The sequence below is a fragment of the Spirillospora sp. NPDC048911 genome, from assembly GCF_043198015.1.
Classification (GTDB): domain Bacteria; phylum Actinomycetota; class Actinomycetes; order Streptosporangiales; family Streptosporangiaceae; genus Spirillospora.
Window position 1 is genome coordinate 154,043 of the sequence record NZ_JBICUD010000007.1, and the last position, 14,574, is coordinate 168,616.

13 protein-coding genes are annotated in these 14,574 nt (G+C 70.2%); 11 read left to right on the forward strand and 2 right to left on the reverse strand.

Annotated features, from left to right (window positions below; translation table 11 throughout):
- Window positions 1–116 precede the first annotated feature (116 nt).
- The 8 genes from ACGFNU_RS30315 to ACGFNU_RS30350 all read left to right on the forward strand — a co-directional run bounded on the left by ACGFNU_RS30315 (window position 117) and on the right by ACGFNU_RS30350 (window position 7,842).
- Window positions 117–1,856 carry a sensor histidine kinase gene (locus ACGFNU_RS30315; RefSeq protein ID WP_392599085.1) on the forward strand — a complete coding sequence of 580 codons (1,740 nt, stop codon included), beginning with the start codon at window positions 117–119 and terminating at the stop codon, window positions 1,854–1,856.
- On the forward strand, window positions 1,847–2,491 hold the full coding sequence (locus ACGFNU_RS30320; RefSeq protein ID WP_392599087.1) for a response regulator: 645 nt from the start codon (window positions 1,847–1,849) through the stop codon (window positions 2,489–2,491). Before ACGFNU_RS30315 ends, ACGFNU_RS30320 begins: the two co-directional genes overlap by 10 nt.
- Window positions 2,492–2,611: 120 nt before the next feature.
- Window positions 2,612–3,538, forward strand: a complete 927-nt coding sequence (locus ACGFNU_RS30325) for an ABC transporter ATP-binding protein (RefSeq protein WP_392599089.1) — start codon at window positions 2,612–2,614, stop codon at window positions 3,536–3,538.
- The gene (locus ACGFNU_RS30330; RefSeq protein WP_392599091.1) at window positions 3,535–4,131 is read left to right on the forward strand and encodes a hypothetical protein; all 597 of its coding nucleotides are present in this window, start codon (window positions 3,535–3,537) and stop codon (window positions 4,129–4,131) included. Before ACGFNU_RS30325 ends, ACGFNU_RS30330 begins: the two co-directional genes overlap by 4 nt.
- 31 nt (window positions 4,132–4,162) lie before the next feature.
- Window positions 4,163–4,948: a CPBP family intramembrane glutamic endopeptidase gene (locus ACGFNU_RS30335; RefSeq protein WP_392599093.1), complete on the forward strand. Its 786-nt coding sequence runs from the start codon at window positions 4,163–4,165 to the stop codon at window positions 4,946–4,948.
- 73 nt (window positions 4,949–5,021) lie between these two features.
- Window positions 5,022–5,186: a hypothetical protein gene (locus ACGFNU_RS30340; RefSeq protein ID WP_392599095.1), complete on the forward strand. Its 165-nt coding sequence runs from the start codon at window positions 5,022–5,024 to the stop codon at window positions 5,184–5,186.
- A 473-nt stretch (window positions 5,187–5,659) separates the two neighbouring features.
- Window positions 5,660–6,799: a M20 family metallopeptidase gene (locus ACGFNU_RS30345; protein WP_392599097.1), complete on the forward strand. Its 1,140-nt coding sequence runs from the start codon at window positions 5,660–5,662 to the stop codon at window positions 6,797–6,799.
- Window positions 6,799–7,842, forward strand: coding sequence for a DUF5937 family protein (locus ACGFNU_RS30350; RefSeq protein WP_392599099.1), 1,044 nt, complete (start codon window positions 6,799–6,801; stop codon window positions 7,840–7,842). The genes ACGFNU_RS30345 and ACGFNU_RS30350 overlap by 1 nt, the downstream gene beginning before the upstream one ends.
- 245 nt (window positions 7,843–8,087) lie before the next feature.
- Here the strand turns inward: ACGFNU_RS30350 and ACGFNU_RS30355 are convergent, their stop codons facing one another.
- The gene (locus ACGFNU_RS30355) at window positions 8,088–8,429 is read right to left on the reverse strand and encodes an FAD binding domain-containing protein (protein ID WP_392599101.1); all 342 of its coding nucleotides are present in this window, start codon (window positions 8,427–8,429) and stop codon (window positions 8,088–8,090) included.
- A gap of 143 nt (window positions 8,430–8,572) precedes the next feature.
- Between ACGFNU_RS30355 and ACGFNU_RS30360 the strand changes: the two genes are divergently transcribed.
- Entirely contained in the window at window positions 8,573–9,007 is a 435-nt protein-coding gene (locus tag ACGFNU_RS30360) for a nitroreductase family deazaflavin-dependent oxidoreductase (protein ID WP_392599103.1), read from the forward strand.
- On the opposite strand, the gene ACGFNU_RS30365 is transcribed toward ACGFNU_RS30360, so the two are convergent.
- The gene (locus ACGFNU_RS30365; RefSeq protein WP_392599105.1) at window positions 9,004–10,239 is read right to left on the reverse strand and encodes an erythromycin esterase family protein; all 1,236 of its coding nucleotides are present in this window, start codon (window positions 10,237–10,239) and stop codon (window positions 9,004–9,006) included. The genes ACGFNU_RS30360 and ACGFNU_RS30365 overlap by 4 nt on opposite strands.
- A gap of 183 nt (window positions 10,240–10,422) precedes the next feature.
- Here ACGFNU_RS30365 and ACGFNU_RS30370 point away from each other — a divergent pair, with 183 nt between their 5' ends.
- Together ACGFNU_RS30370 and ACGFNU_RS30375 are read left to right on the forward strand one after the other, a co-directional pair.
- A complete protein-coding gene (locus tag ACGFNU_RS30370; protein WP_392599107.1) occupies window positions 10,423–13,044 on the forward strand; it encodes a hypothetical protein in 2,622 nt (873 codons plus the stop codon).
- Entirely contained in the window at window positions 13,041–14,525 is a 1,485-nt protein-coding gene (locus ACGFNU_RS30375; RefSeq protein ID WP_392599109.1) for a hypothetical protein, read from the forward strand. Before ACGFNU_RS30370 ends, ACGFNU_RS30375 begins: the two co-directional genes overlap by 4 nt.
- Window positions 14,526–14,574: the final 49 nt, after the last annotated feature.

The window sequence follows — 14,574 nt, forward strand, 5'->3', positions numbered from 1 at the left end:
ACCAGGACCGATCCCTTTCCTTAGGGGCCGTCTCGTGCGAGTTTCTCATCAGCGGTTCAGCGGTAGAGCGGCCACGCCTTCCAGCCTGATGGCCCAGGCCGTGGGGAGGGGCGCGCATGGTGTCCTCCGGTCATGCTGTCGAGGGCGGGCCTCGCCCGCCCAGCCGGCGCGCGCTATGGCTGGTCGGGGCGGCGGGGGTGGCGGCCGGGGCGTCCACGGTCGTCCTGGCGCGGTCGAGCGATCACGTGGAACGGCCGGGCACGCAGGCCCTGCTCGCCATCTGGATCATGATCCCGTATATCGGGGCGGGCGCCGTCGCCTGGTGGCGGCGGCCGGTCAGCCGGCTGGGACCGCTGATGATCGCGGCGGGCCTGGCGATGTGGCTGGGCCTGCTCCAGTGGGCGAACGATCCGGTGCCGCATCTGATCGGGCACCAGTTCGACATGCTGCCGGCCGTCCTCTTCCTGCACGTCTTCCTCGCCTTCCCCACCGGGCGGCTGGAACGGGGCATCGAACGGGCGCTGGTGCTGACCGGATACGGCACGGCGATCGGGCTCCAGGTGGCCAAGACCCTGCTCGGAGTCGATCCGGAGAATCCGCTGGTGATCGCGGACCTTCCCCGCGCCGCGGCCGTCCTGGAGAACGTCCAGCTGTTCGGGCTGAGCACGATCATGCTGGCCGGCGTCCTGGTGCTCGCCCTCGGCCGCAGGCGGTCGGGACGGCCGCGCCGGACGACGATGTTGCTCATCGATTCCTTCGCTCTGGCACTGGTGATGCTCGCGGCGCTCTACGTGGCGGGTGCTCTGCAACTGCCGTGGTTCGAGCCGATCCGGCTGGCCGCGTTCGGTGCCCTGGGCCTCGCGCCGATCGCGTTCCTGGTCGCGCTCCTGGACGCCCGGCTGGTGCGGGTGGGCGTCGGCGATCTGATCGTCCGGCTTCAGGCGGACCCGGCGCCGGATCTGCGCGCGATGCTCGCCCAGGCCCTCCGGGATCCTTCGCTGACGCTGGTCTACTGGCTGCCCCAGTTCGACACCTGGTCGGACGAGGAGGGCGCCGCGGTCACGCTCCCGGCGACGGGACGCGGAAAGATGATCATCCGTCGTGGCGCCGAGCCCGTGGCGGCCCTGCTGTTCGACCCCGCGCTGGAGGACGAGCGCGAGCTGCTCGACGCCGTCGCGGCGGCGGCGGCACTCGCCCTGGAGAACGGCAGGCTCCAGGCCGAGCTCAAGGCCCGCCTCCAGGAGCTGCGGGGCTCGCGGATGCGGGTGCTGGAAGCCGGGCTGAAGGAGCGGCAACGGCTGGAACGGGACCTGCACGACGGCGCGCAGCAGCGGCTGGTGGCGCTGTCGCTGGAGCTGTCGCTGCTCGGCGAGAGCCTCGCCGCGGACTCCGACGCGCGCCGTCGGGTCGACCGGGCCAAGCAGGAGATCGCGGTGTCGCTCGGGGAACTGCGCGACCTGGCCCGCGGGATCTATCCGGCGGTGCTGAGCGGGCACGGGCTGGTGGTCGCGCTCGAATCGCTGACCGCACGGTCGGCGGTGCCCGTGCGACTCGTGACGCGCCTGGACGACCGGTTGCCCGAGCCGATCGAGGCGGCGGCCTACTTCGTCGTGTGCGAGGGCCTGGCCAACGTCGGCAAGCACGCGTACGCCAGGTCGGTCACCGTGGCGGTCACCCGGACGGCGGGGCAGGTGGTCGTCGAGATCGTCGACGACGGGGTGGGCGGCGCCGACACCGAGCGCGGCTCGGGGCTTCGCGGCCTCGCCGACCGGGTGGAGGCGCTCGGCGGCCGGCTGCGGGTCTGGTCGCCCGCCGGCGGCGGCACCCGCGTCAAGGCGGAGATCCCATGCGGGTAGCGATCGCCGAGGACAGCGTGCTGCTGCGCGAGGGCATCACCCGGATCCTCACCGACGCGGGCTTCGAGGTGATCGCCGCCTGCGACAACGCCGACGACCTGATGGTGCGCCTCCGGGGCCGGGCGCCCGACATCACGATCCTCGACATCAGGCTGCCGCCGACATACAGCGACGAGGGCATGCGGGCCGCGCTGCGCATCAGGGAGCAGTATCCGGCCGTCGGGGTGCTCGTGCTCTCGCAGTACGTCGAGGTCGGCTTGGCGATGAAGCTGCTCGCGGACTCGGCCGAAGGAGTGGGCTACCTCCTCAAGGACCGCATCAGCGACGTGCCGGAGTTCGTCGCGGCCATACGGCGGGTGGCGTCCGGCGGCTCGGCGGTCGACCCGACCATCGTGTCGACGCTCCTCAACCGCCATCGCGACAACACCCCGTTCACCACGCTGACCCCACGGGAACGCGAGGTTCTGCAGTTGATGGCTACTGGCGGCTCCAATCAGGGGATTGCCGAAAGCCTGGTCATCACGCAGCGCGCAGTGGAGAAGTACGTCTCCAGCATCTTCGGCAAGCTTGGGCTCCCCTCGACTGGGAGCGAGTCACGCCGCGTCCTGGCGGTGCTGATGTTCCTCCGCTCCTGAGATAGGCCAGAAACCCGAACCCCTGCCGACGGGTTTTCCGGCCTCTCACGGCGCGCGGCCGGTGACACCTTCGACGTGTCCAGCCAGTCGAAGTGCGCAGCCGGCCGTCCAGGAGCGCCGATGAAGACCCGGATCATCCAGGACCAGCCCGCCCCCGCGGCGGTCATCGAGGTACGCGAGCTCACCAAGCACTACGGCCACGTGCGGGCCGTCGACCGGCTCAGTTTCGCGGTCCGGGAAGGTGTCGTCGCCGGTCTCCTCGGTTCGGACGGCTCGGGCAAGACCACCACGCTGCGCTCCGTCCTGGGTCTGGTGAAGCCCACATCGGGCCACGCCATGATCGCGGGCATGCCGTACCGCCGGCTGCGCCACCCATTGCGCGAAGTCGGCGCGATGCTGGAACCGGCCGCGCATCCCGGCCGGACGGCACGTGACCACCTGCGCATGGTGGCGGCCGAGGCGCGGATGCCGTCGTCGCGCGCCGACGAGCTGCTGGACCTGGTGGAGCTGCGCGCCGCGGCCGGCCGCCGGGCGGGCGGTTACTCGTCGGCTATGCGCCGGCGGCTGGGACTGGCCGCCGCGCTGATCGGCGATCCGCGGATCCTCGTGCTCGACGAACCGGCCGACGGCCTTGACCCCGAGGGCGTCCGCCGGCTGCGCGACCTCCTGCGCGCGCTGGCCGCGGAGGGCCGCACCGTTCTGCTGACCAGCCATGTGCCGTCCGAGGTCGCCCAGCTGGTGGACGAGGTCATCGTCATCGACGACGGCCGGCTGGTCGCCCAGGCGCCGCTCGACCGGGTCATCGGCCCGGGCCGGCGGATCCGGGTGCGCTCGCCGCGTCCGGTGGAACTCGCCGCGGCGCTGCGGGCGGACGGGCTGCTCGCCGTCCAGGACGGCACCGGGACGCTGACGGTCGCCGGCGCGGCCCAGGAGACCGTCGGGCAGCTCGCCTTCGACCGCGGCTTTCCCCTCTACGAGATCTCCGCCGAATCACCCGGCCTGGCGGAGACCCTGCTGCGGCTCACCGGCGAGGAGACCCGGACATGACCGCGCTGATCCGCTCGTACGCGCTCGGCCTGCACACGCTGCGCGGCACGTACGGAGTGGCCGCGTCGCTGATCGCGCTCGGCGCCGTCATGACAGGTGCCGGACTGGTCGCGGGCGGCGGCGTGATCGTCGCCCTCGGACTCTCGCTGTTCGCCGCCGCCCGGGTCGGCGGGGAGTTCCGGCACGGCACGATCACGCTGCGGTTCCTGGCCGGGCCGCGCCGGGCGGGTGTCCTCGCCGCCGCCCTGATCACCTACGGGACGTTCGCCCTCTTGGTCGGAACCGCCTCACTCGGCGCCGGCATCGGCATCGCCTGGCCGCTCGCCGCCGAGGGACTCTCGCTCGGCCTGTCGCCGTCGCTCATCGGCGCGGCGCTGCTCACGGTCGTGCTGTTCGCCCTGATCGGTGTGTGCGCCGGCGCGATCTGCCGCGACCGGCCCGCCGCCGTCCTCGTCATCGCCGGCGCGTTCGCCGGCGAGCAGCTCGCCGGTCGCGCGATCGGCGACGCGGCCGCGGTGCCCGCCCTGGCCGGCGTGACCGCCGGGCTCGGCGCACTCGCGGCGTGCCTGGTCGCCCATCGCGACATCTCCTGATCGATTTCCCGTCCGAAGAAGGGACACCGTCATGTCATCCCTCGTCAAACGTCATCCGCTCGTCACGTTCTTCGTGCTGGCCTTCGCGGTCTCGTGGTGCATGCTGCCGTTCGGCACCTTCCTGCCGTTCGGGCCGCTCGTCGCGGCCCTGATCGTCATCCCGCTCACCGACGGCAAGGCCGGCCTGCGCAGGCTGGGCGCACGCCTGATCCACTGGCGGCTGGGCTGGAAGTGGTACGCGATGGCCGTCGCCGTGCCGCTGACCGTGCACCTGTTCGCCATCGGCTCCAACGTCGGCCTGGGCGCGGCGGCGCCCTCGCTGGACCAGTACAGCGCCTGGTACTCGATCTTCCTGGTGATCGGGATCGCCATGATCAACCCGCTGAACGGGCCGCTGGGCGAGGAGCCCGGTTTCCGCGGCTTCGCACAGCCCGGCCTCCAGACCCGCCGTTCACCCCTGCACGCCACGTCGATCCTCGCCCTGATGGTCGCGCTCTGGCACCTGCCGCTGTTCTTCATCCCCGAGTTCGAACTGGCACCGATCGAGATCCTCGCCACCGTCTCGGTGACCTTCTGGTTCGGATGGCTGTTCAACCGCACCGGCGGCAGCGTGCTCATCACGGTGCTCGCCCACGCGACCGAGGGCAGCGTCAACACCGACGACCTGTGGCCCGACGGGACCTTCAACACACGCGAGGCCTGGCTCTTCGTTCTGGGCTGGGTCCTGGTGGCCACCGCCCTGCTCGTCTTCGACCGCAAGTTCTGGACCGCCGCGCCGGCGCCTCGTCAAGCGCCCGTCGAGAGCGTCTTGAGCTGAGACGCCGAACCTGGGGCCCTCGCGTACGGCCGCGGCGCCGGACGGCGGGACCGGCTGACGACAGGGGGCACAGATGGAACGTGAGGTCGTCGGCTCTCCGGTCCCGCGGCGGTCGGTGCTGCTGGGCGCCGGCACGGTCGCGCCATGGCAACAGCGCACGTACACCTGGCGCACGCACGCGCCGTACCGGCGACGGGACGGAAGCTGGGACGGCGGGAGCGCCGGCTACTGGCATTAAGCGCTGGCCGGACACCCCGGCCTACGAGGCCCGGCTCGGCGAACGGGTGGAGCGGATCGCCATCGGGCACGGCTTCCAGGTGCACACCATCCACGCGCACGGGCATCGCTGGAGCGACACCCGGACCGGATAACCGTCCGGGGTATAGGCAGGCCAGGCGGTTTGTCCCTTTCCGGCCAGGGCAGGTGGCCATCGGAACATGCCCGTCCGCGCTGTTCCGGACGGAAGGAGAGAACATGATCGGCTTCATCGTCTCGGTGATCGCCGCGCTGCTCGGACAGGAGCGGCCGGACGGGTCGGACGGTTACCTGGCCCACGGCAACTTGAGGGTGTACGCGCCAGTGCCTTCGTAATCTCGGCGTACGCGACAAGACGTCCAACTTACGGTGTCGCGTACGACGGGAGTCCTCATGTCCGCCGCAGCGCCCCCGCTGGAAACCCTTTCGGCCGAGCTTGCCGCCCTACGGTCTCGCATGGACGCGGTAAGCCTGGCCATTCACGCGCGACCAGAGCTGAAGTTCGCCGAGTTCCATGCCCAGAAGCAACTCGCCGGCTGGCTGGCCGAATCGGGCTTTGCGGTGCGGCTCGCCGCAGGTGGCGTGGCGACCGCATTCGTGGCCGAGCATCAGGGGGCCTTGCCCGGCCCGTATGTGGCCGTTCTCGCCGAGTACGACGCGTTGCCCGAGGTGGGGCACGGCTGCGGCCACAATCTCATCGCCGCCGGGGCAGCAGCGGCGGCGATCGCGGTTGTGCGGGCGCTGCCAGAGCATCCGGGCACGGTGGCAGTCATCGGTACGCCCGGCGAGGAGATGGGTGGCGCGGGCAAGGTACGGCTCGCCGACGCTGGGGTTTTCGAAGGCGTCGACGCGGCGGTGATGTTTCATCCAGGGGATCGCTCGCTGACGTTCCGTCCCGGCCTGGCAGCCGCACATCTTCGTGTGGCCTTCGCTGGTGTGAGCGCGCACGCCTCAGTGTCTCCTTGGCTGGGACGTAGCGCGTTGGCCGGGGCTCAACTGTTCATGCAGGCGCTGGACGCGATGCGCCAGTTCGTTCCGCCCACCGTCCGGCTGCACGGTGTCATCTCGGACGGCGGACAGGCACCGAACGTCGTGCCCGCCCACGCAACCGTGGACCTCTACGTCCGGGACCGTACGGCGGCCTCCGTCCGGGAGCTCGTGCAGCGGGTCCGTGCCGCCGCCGAGGGCGCGGCGCTGGCCACCGGCACGAAGGCGACGCTCGGCGAGACCGGTCCGATGTACGCCGAACGCCGCGACAACATCGTGCTCGCCGAACGGTTCGCGGAGACCATGCGCGAGCTGAACGTGGACATCGAGCCCGGTGAGCCCGACAGTCCGGCCGGCTCCTCCGACATCGGCAACCTGTCCGTCCTGCTGCCGGTCATCCACCCGTACGTCCAGATCGCCGAAACCGGCACGCCCGGCCACTCCGCCGCGATGAACGAGGCGGCGGCGACGCCGTTCGCCCACGAACGCACCCAGGCCGCCGCCACCGCCCTCGCCCGCGTGGTCACCGATCTGCTCACGCGACCGGCCTTCTTGGGCGACACTCGGGCGGAGTTCGCCGCGCAGAGGCAAGCCCTGCCATGTCCGTAGTGATCGTTGTGGAAGGAGTGGACGCCGACCGGTTCAAGGTCGCCGTGTCGCCCCTCGCGGAGCTGGCCGCGAGCCTGCATGTGCTGACCGAGCACGCCCACCACCCGGAGCACGCGGGCTGGGCCGCCGAAACGATCCGTACCGCCCCGCCGCCGTTCCGTTCGGGACTCCGGCGATTCGCGCCGTTGTGGACCGCGCTGCGCTGGCGCGCCTTCTACCCCCCGACCGCCCTGAACGCATTCTCGCTCGACCAGTTCGCGGAGTTGACCGCGTACACCTGCGTCAGCGGCTATCGCGGCTTCGACTTCAGCCGTCTCCTGCACGACCCGGCACAAGCCACTGCACTTCGCCAAGCCGCCTCCAGGCTCCCCGCACCACACCTGCGCCTGGCCGAAGACTTGTTGAACGACGCTGAGAAGCTACGCGCGGACACCGACACCTTCCTGAACCTCTGCAAAGAGGTCTTCTTCAACGACCTCTGGTCTGACGTCGAGCCCACCCTCACTCGCGCCGCCCACCTCCTACGGCGGCGCCTGGCAAACGAAGGTCCCGCGGCCGCCCTCGTCTCCCTCAGCCCGTCCAGCGCGCAACTGGCCACCACATCGAAAGGCCCTACGAGGGTCATCTTCGACAAGGTGCACCACGCGGTCATCAGTCCGGCCCGTACACCGGTACTGCTCATCCCAACGCGATATGGCGCCCCGCACCTGCTGGCCAAGAACGAACCACGCCTGCCGCCCGTCGTCCATTTCCCCGTGGAAGCCCCGGGTGTGAGCGTCACTCTGGCACGCAGCCGCCTTCTGGCACTCACCGATCCCAGCCGCGCACGCCTGTGCCGCCTCATAGCCCGGCAGGCGATGACCACTGCCGACCTGGCCGAACGCCTGTCGATGACCCGTCCCCAGGTGTCACGCCACCTCCGCGTACTGCGTGAACTAGGGCTCGTCCGCGTAGAGCGCAACGGCCGCTACGTTCACTACGGCCTCGACCTGGAAGCAGTCGAACGCATCGGCCGCGACGTGGCGACCGCCTTGCAGCACTAACAATGGTCGTTCCAGGCCCACCGCAAGGTGCGGCATGCAATGACACCCAATGCATGGCGGCGGTAAGCGGCACTGGCCCGGATATCGTCCTCAGGATCGGCGGCCTGGCCGACCAGCCGGGCGAAGTAGTCGGGTCCAGAACCAGAGCGAACGAGCAGACCACCGACACCATCGCGTTGCGGGTCCCGACCTTGGCGAAGTACTGCGGCCCTGCCGCAACCGGAAGATGCACGGCGCGGATCAGCTCATCGGCTCGCAACACAGTGCGCTCGCCAGGCCGATAGAAAATGCTCAGCCGCAATCATCCGCACACCGCTGACCGAGGCCACTTCGATACGCGCGTCACAAGCCAACAGCAACGGATGGCAGACGCCCTTATTGGCGGCGGTACCCAAATTGCCCCCGAGAGTGCCCCGGTTGCGAATCTGCCGGGACCCCACCGTCCGCGCCGCCTGCGCCAGCCCAGGCAGTAGCCCGCCCAATTCCTCCACCATGACGTCGGTGCCCCCGGCCACCGGCAGCACCCCGGCTCCCCCGGCCTTGACCTCCAGCGCCCGCCGCCAGTCGGTGGCCCGCACGAACTCCACACCACCGTCCTGCCCCCCGACCAGGCCAAACACCCCGCACTCAATTGCTCCCCAGAAGTCAGGTGAGGGAATTGGGGCCGATCTTGTGTGGGGGTGCGGTCGGGGCGGACGATGGGGGAAAGCGATGAAGGTGAGGTCGGATCATGGCTCGCACTTACCGGTCGACATTCTCCGGGCGTCTTCGCGACCGCGTCATGACGTTCATGCTGAGCAAGGGTGTCGGGCCGCCCGGGATATACCTGCTCACCGTTCCGGGGCGCAAGACGGGGATCGCCCGCACGACTCCGGTCGCTCCGCTTGAGGACGCCGAGGGCCGCTGGCTGATCGCCCCGTACGGGCCGAATGGCTGGGCGCGGAACGCCCGGGCGGCCGGGCGCGTGACGTTGAGCAAGGGCAGCAAGAGCGAGTCGCTCGCCGTCACCGAACTGGAGCCCGCGGAGGCGGCGCCGATCCTCAAGCGGTATCTGGCCGAACATCCACGGACCGTCGGCCCCTACTTCGACGTGGACAAGGACGCCTCGCTGGAGGACTTCGCCGCCGAGGCCGCCCAGCATCCGGTCTTCAAGCTGGAGTCCTAGACCCCGGAAGGGAGCGTTTCCAGCTCGCCGTTGCGAGCGGCCTCCATGTGGAGCGGCTCAAGCGCTGATGTACGGCGGAACCAGCAGAGGGCGTCGTAGCGGTCGCCGAGCCTGGTAGGGACGTAGTTGCGGTAGTCGCGCCTGGGGTCGTACACCACTCCGATCGCCCGGTGCCCGAGGGTGGACGTCAGCCAGGAGTCGCCGGGGCTGTCGCTGAAGATGTACAGGGAATGCTCGGGCGCGTCCCGGTGGAGCAGCGCCTCCAGGGAACCTTGGCGGGGTCCTGGGACGGGCATGACCTCCATCGTGGCGCCCCAGCGGGAGGCGGCGACCACCTCTCCCGAGCCGCCGGCGAAGCCGACGATGACCGTCCGGTCGCGGCCGTGCCGGTCCCGGACGAGCTGGCCGAGGTTGACCATCCCGGCGTCCGCCATCGTGGTGGCGCGGGCGTCGCCCACATGGGTGTTGTGCGCCCACACGACCGCCCGGGAACGATCGCCGTGGAAGTCCAGCAGGCGGTCCAGGGTGTCGGCCATGTGGACGTCGCGGATGTTCCACGACTGCGGGCCGCCGCCGAGCATGGCGCGGTAGTAGCGCTCGGCTCCGGCCGCGACCTCCGCGTTCTGCAGGGCGTCCAGGTCATGGTGAGTGGCCGATGTCGTTCGGCGCAGGCGGGTCAGGATGTCCAGCACTTCGTCGGTGCAGTCGGCAGGGGCGAAGGCGTACGCCTGCGGGTCCTCGTCGTAGGGCTCGAAGCAGCGGTAAGCGGCCAGGGCCGTATTCACGTGGTCGGGCCTGTGGACAGACAGGTAGCCGACGACGGCGCGCAGGGATTCCCACAGGCTGTAGACGTCCAGGCCATAGAAGCCAGCCCCGTCCGAACGTCCGGCATTGTGCTCGCGCAGCCAGCGGCAGAAGTTCACCGTCTCCTGGTTGGCCCACATCCAGGTGGGCCATCGCCGGTAACCGTCGAGCACGTCGCCCGGGTCCCGCGCGCCCGCCGTCACGCTCCGGCCGACCTCCCAGCAGTCCGGCCAGTCCCCCTCGACCGCGACGAACGAGAAGCCGTGCTCGGTGATGAGACGCCGGGTCAGCGCGGCGCGCCAGGCGTAGTACTCGTGGGTACCGTGACTGGCCTCGCCGAGCAGCACGCAGCGGGCGTCCCCGATCCGGTCCAGCAGCGGACCCAGGTCGGACTCCTCCTCCAGCGGAAGTGCCGTCTCGAGCACCATTCCCCCCACCTCCCCCAAAGGGGAGCTCTACCCCCTCTGCCAGCCGAAACACCTGCTCATGGGGGTGGCTGCGACAGCCGACCGAGCGTCCGGAGGGCGCCCGGTCCGAGGGGGACCCACGACCGGCGGCCGGTTGCGGACGGGGGGCGGGCACTTCGGGCCCGGCGGGCGGAGGCTGAGGGCATGGACGCTGAACGAGAACGGCTGCGCGAATCGGCGGCCCCGGACGCGCCATGGCGGCGGTGGGGCCCGTATCTGAGTGAACGCCAGTGGGGCACGGTCCGCGAGGACTACAGCGGCAACGGCGACGCGTGGAACCACTTCCCGCACGACCACGCCCGTTCGCGCGCCTACCGGTGGGGCGAGGACGGGCTCGGCGGCGTCAGCGACGACAAGCAGCGGCTGTGCCTGTCGCTGGCGCTGTGGAACGAACGGGACGCCATCCTGAAGGAACGCCCGTTCGGGCTCACCAACCCGGAGGGCAACCACGGCGAGGACGTCAAGGAGCTCTACTTCTACCTCGACAGCACGCCGACCCATTCCTACATGCGGTACCTCTACAAGTACCCGCAGGCCGAGTATCCCTACGAGAAACTCGTCCGGGTCAATGATGAGCGCGACAAGCTCGCGTTCGAGTACGAGCTTCTCGACACCGGGGTCTTCGACGACGGCCGGTACTTCGATGTCTTCACCGAGTACGCCAAGGCCGGCCCGGACGACCTGGTCGTACGGGTGACCGTGGCCAACCGTGGGCCCGACGAGGCGGTGCTCCACGTCCTCCCGACGTTGTGGTTCCGCAATACCTGGTCGTGGGGCGGCCACGGCGATGCCTACAAGCCGACGTTGCGCGAGGACGGGCCAGGCATCATCAAGGCCGAGCACCGCGAACTCGGCACCTACCGTCTTTACTGCGGAGGCCGGCCGGAGCTGCTCTTCACGGAGAACGAGACCAATCACCAGCGGGTCTCCAGCAGGCAGAACACCTCGCCCTACGTCAAGGACGCGTTCGACCGCTACGTCGTCCACGGCGATGAAGAGGCCGTCAATCCAGCCCGCACAGGCACGAAGGCAGCCGCGCACTATCGGCTGACCGTTCCAGGGGGCGGCCAGGCGACCATCGACCTGCGCCTCAGCAACACCGACGCCGCACAGAGCGGCAACGTCGATCAAGTGCTCGGCGAGCGCAAAGCGGAGGCCGACGAGTTCTACGCCGAACTCTCCGGCGGCCTCAGCCAGGATGAGGCTCTCGTGATGCGGCAAGCCATGTCGGGACTGCTGTGGAGCAAGCAGTACTACCTCTACGACGTGGAAACCTGGCTGGCCGAGCATCACCTCGACCCGTGGACGCCCTCAGACCACCGCAACCGCGAGTGGTTCGACATGATGGCCGGCGACATCATCGTGATGCCGGACAAGTGGGAGTACCCGTGGTTCGCCGCCTGGGACCTGGCCTTCCACGCGGTCGCCCTGGCCACCGTGGACCTCGACCTGGCCAAGCACCAGGTCGAGCTACTGCTCGGTGACCGTTACCTGCACCCGAACGGCCAGATCCCCGCGTACGAGTGGAACTTCAGCGACGTCAACCCGCCCGTCCACGCGTGGGCAGCCCACTACATCCACAGCGAGGAACTGCGGCGGACCGGCCGCGCGGACCGGGACTTCCTGGAGCGCGTCTTCCAGAAGCTCCTGCTCAACTTCACCTGGTGGGTCAACCGCAAGGATCCCGACGGCAACAACGCCTTCCAGGGCGGGTTCCTCGGCCTGGACAACATCGGCGTCTTCGACCGCAGCCACGACCTGCCCACCGGCGGGCAGCTCGACCAGGCCGACGGCACCGCGTGGATGGCGTTCTACGCGCAGTCGATGACGCAGATCGCGATGGAGCTGTCGGACGGCAACCCGGTCTACGAGGACATGGCGGTCAAGTTCGCCGAGCACTTCCTGTGGATCTCCGCGTCCGTCGACCGCGTCGGCGACGTCAAGGACGAGATGTGGGACGAGGACGACGGGTTCTTCTACGACGTGCTGCGCCTGCCGGACGGCGACGCCACGCGGCTGCGCGTCCGCTCGCTCGTCGGGCTGCTGCCGCTGTGCGCCTCGACCGTCTTCACGCCGCGTCCCGAGGGTGAGCGGCGCGACCTGCTCGACAAGATCCGTGAGTTCGCCGAGCGCCATCCGCAGCTCGCCGAACGGATGTCCGCCGCCGGGACCCCCGGAGTAGGAGGGCGGCGGCTGCTGTCTCTGGTGGACGAGCACAAGCTCCGGCGGGTGCTGGCGCGGGTGCTCGACGAGGGGGAGTTCCTGAGCCCGTACGGCGTCCGGTCGCTCTCCCGGCACCACGCCGAGCACCCCTACGAGTTCCCGGTGGACGGGCAGGTGTACCGCGTGGCCTACCTCCCTGCCGAGTCCGACAGCGAGATGTTCGGCGGCAACAGCAACTGGCGCGGGCCGGTGTGGGTGCCCATGAACGCGCTCATCATCCGCGCGCTCCTCAACCTCCACGCCTACTACGGCGATGAATTCACCGTGGAGTGTCCCACCGGCTCGGGCCGGCGGATGACGCTCCTGGAGGTGGGCGAGGAGCTCTCCCGGCGCCTCTCGGCGATCTTCTTGCGCGGTCCGGACGGCCGCCGGCCGGTGTACGGCGGGCAGGACGTCTTCCAGAACGACCCGCACTGGCGCGACCTCGTTCTCTTCCACGAGTACTTCCACGGCGACAACGGCGCGGGCATCGGCGCGAGCCACCAGACGGGCTGGACCGCTCTGGTCGGGACGTTCATGCTGCTCTACGCGCGGACGCCATGAACGCGCCGCCGGTCGTCCACGAGGTCAACACCCTCGTCTGGCTGAACGACGTCAAGCGACGCCTCGGCGGTGACGGCGCCTACCTCGATCTCCGTGATCTGCCCAAGGAGGCCTGGGACGAGCTGGCCGTCCCTGGCGCGGACGTGGTCTGGCTGATGGGAGTGTGGGAGCGAAGCCCCGCCGGGCGCAGCATCGCGCTGACCGACCCGGGGCTGCTCGACAGTTTCCGGACGGCGCTTCCCGACCTCGCCGACGACGACATCGCCGGATCCCCGTACTGCGTGCGCCGGTACGTCGCCGACGAGCGCCTCGGCGGGCGGGACGGGCTCGCGGTCGCCAGGGCCGAGCTGGACCGGCGCGGGCTCGGCCTCTACCTCGACTACGTGCCCAACCATGTCGCGCCAGACCATCCGTGGCTGCCCGACCATCCCGACTACTTCGTGCGGGGTGACCAGGCGGACCACGACCGGGATCCGGCGGCCTACATCGCGCTCGGCGGGCACGTGTACGCGCGTGGCCGCGACCCGTTCTTCCCGCCCTGGCCGGACGTCGTCCAGCTGAACGCCTTCGCGCCGCAGCTCCGTGCGGCCACCGCCGAGGTGCTGTCGGACATCGGCGACCAGTGCGACGGCGTCCGCTGCGACATGGCCATGCTCATGATGAACGACGTCTTCGCGCGCACGTGGGGCACGCGGGCCGGGACGCCGCCGCCGGACGACTTCTGGCCGGCCGTCCTCACCGAGGTCCGCGGCCGCCATCCGCACATGACGTTCATGGCGGAGGCCTACTGGGACCTGGAGTTCCAGTTGCAGGGGCAGGGGTTCGATTTCTGTTACGACAAGCGGCTGTACGACCGGCTGGCGGCCGGGGAGCCCGGCGCCGTACGTGATCATCTGCGCGCGGACCTGGACTACCAGCGCAGGCTCGTCCGGTTCCTGGAGAACCACGACGAGCCCCGCGCGGCCGCCACGTTCGGCCAGGAACAGGAGCGCGCCGCGGCCGTGGTGGTCGCGACGCTGCCCGGAGCCCCGCTCTGGCACGAGGGGCAACTGGACGGCCGCCGTGTCAGGGTGCCGGTCTTCCTGGGGCGGCGCCCGGACGAGCCGCCGGACGTCGATCTCCGCACGTACCACACGCGACTGCTGGCCGCCGTCCGCGACAGCGGCATGCGGACCGGGGACTGGCGGCTGCTGGAGACCACCGGATGGCCCGACAACCGCTCCAACCTCGGTGTCCTGGCGTGGACGTGGGCCACCGGCAGGTCGCGGCACCTGGTGGTCGTGAACTTCACCGCCGCGCCCGCCCAGGCCCGCGTTCCGCTGCCCTGGGGAGACCTCGGCGGGCGTACATGGCGGCTGCGGAGCCTGATGACGGACGTCACGTACGACCGGGCGGGCGACGAGCTGATGGAGCCCGGCCTGTACGTCGCCCTGGACGAGTGGGCCGCCGACATCTTCGCCGTCGGCCCGGCCGAGCCTTGATGATCATTGTCGCGGGCCGAGCTGCCGGCGCCGGATGGCATATTTGAGG

Bases quoted from the DNA above. Each gene is read 5' to 3' on its own strand.
- ACGFNU_RS30315 (WP_392599085.1), top strand. From the start codon at position 117: ATGGTGTCCTCCGGTCATGCTGTCGAGGGCGGGCCTCGCCCGCCCAGC.
- ACGFNU_RS30320 (WP_392599087.1), top strand. From the start codon at position 1,847: ATGCGGGTAGCGATCGCCGAGGACAGCGTGCTGCTGCGCGAGGGCATC.
- ACGFNU_RS30325 (WP_392599089.1), top strand. From the start codon at position 2,612: ATGAAGACCCGGATCATCCAGGACCAGCCCGCCCCCGCGGCGGTCATC.
- ACGFNU_RS30330 (WP_392599091.1), top strand. From the start codon at position 3,535: ATGACCGCGCTGATCCGCTCGTACGCGCTCGGCCTGCACACGCTGCGC.
- ACGFNU_RS30335 (WP_392599093.1), top strand. From the start codon at position 4,163: ATGTCATCCCTCGTCAAACGTCATCCGCTCGTCACGTTCTTCGTGCTG.
- ACGFNU_RS30340 (WP_392599095.1), top strand. From the start codon at position 5,022: ATGGAACGTGAGGTCGTCGGCTCTCCGGTCCCGCGGCGGTCGGTGCTG.
- ACGFNU_RS30345 (WP_392599097.1), top strand. From the start codon at position 5,660: ATGGACGCGGTAAGCCTGGCCATTCACGCGCGACCAGAGCTGAAGTTC.
- ACGFNU_RS30360 (WP_392599103.1), top strand. From the start codon at position 8,573: ATGGCTCGCACTTACCGGTCGACATTCTCCGGGCGTCTTCGCGACCGC.
- ACGFNU_RS30365 (WP_392599105.1), bottom strand. From the start codon at position 10,239: ATGGTGCTCGAGACGGCACTTCCGCTGGAGGAGGAGTCCGACCTGGGT.
- ACGFNU_RS30370 (WP_392599107.1), top strand. From the start codon at position 10,423: ATGGACGCTGAACGAGAACGGCTGCGCGAATCGGCGGCCCCGGACGCG.
- ACGFNU_RS30375 (WP_392599109.1), top strand. From the start codon at position 13,041: ATGAACGCGCCGCCGGTCGTCCACGAGGTCAACACCCTCGTCTGGCTG.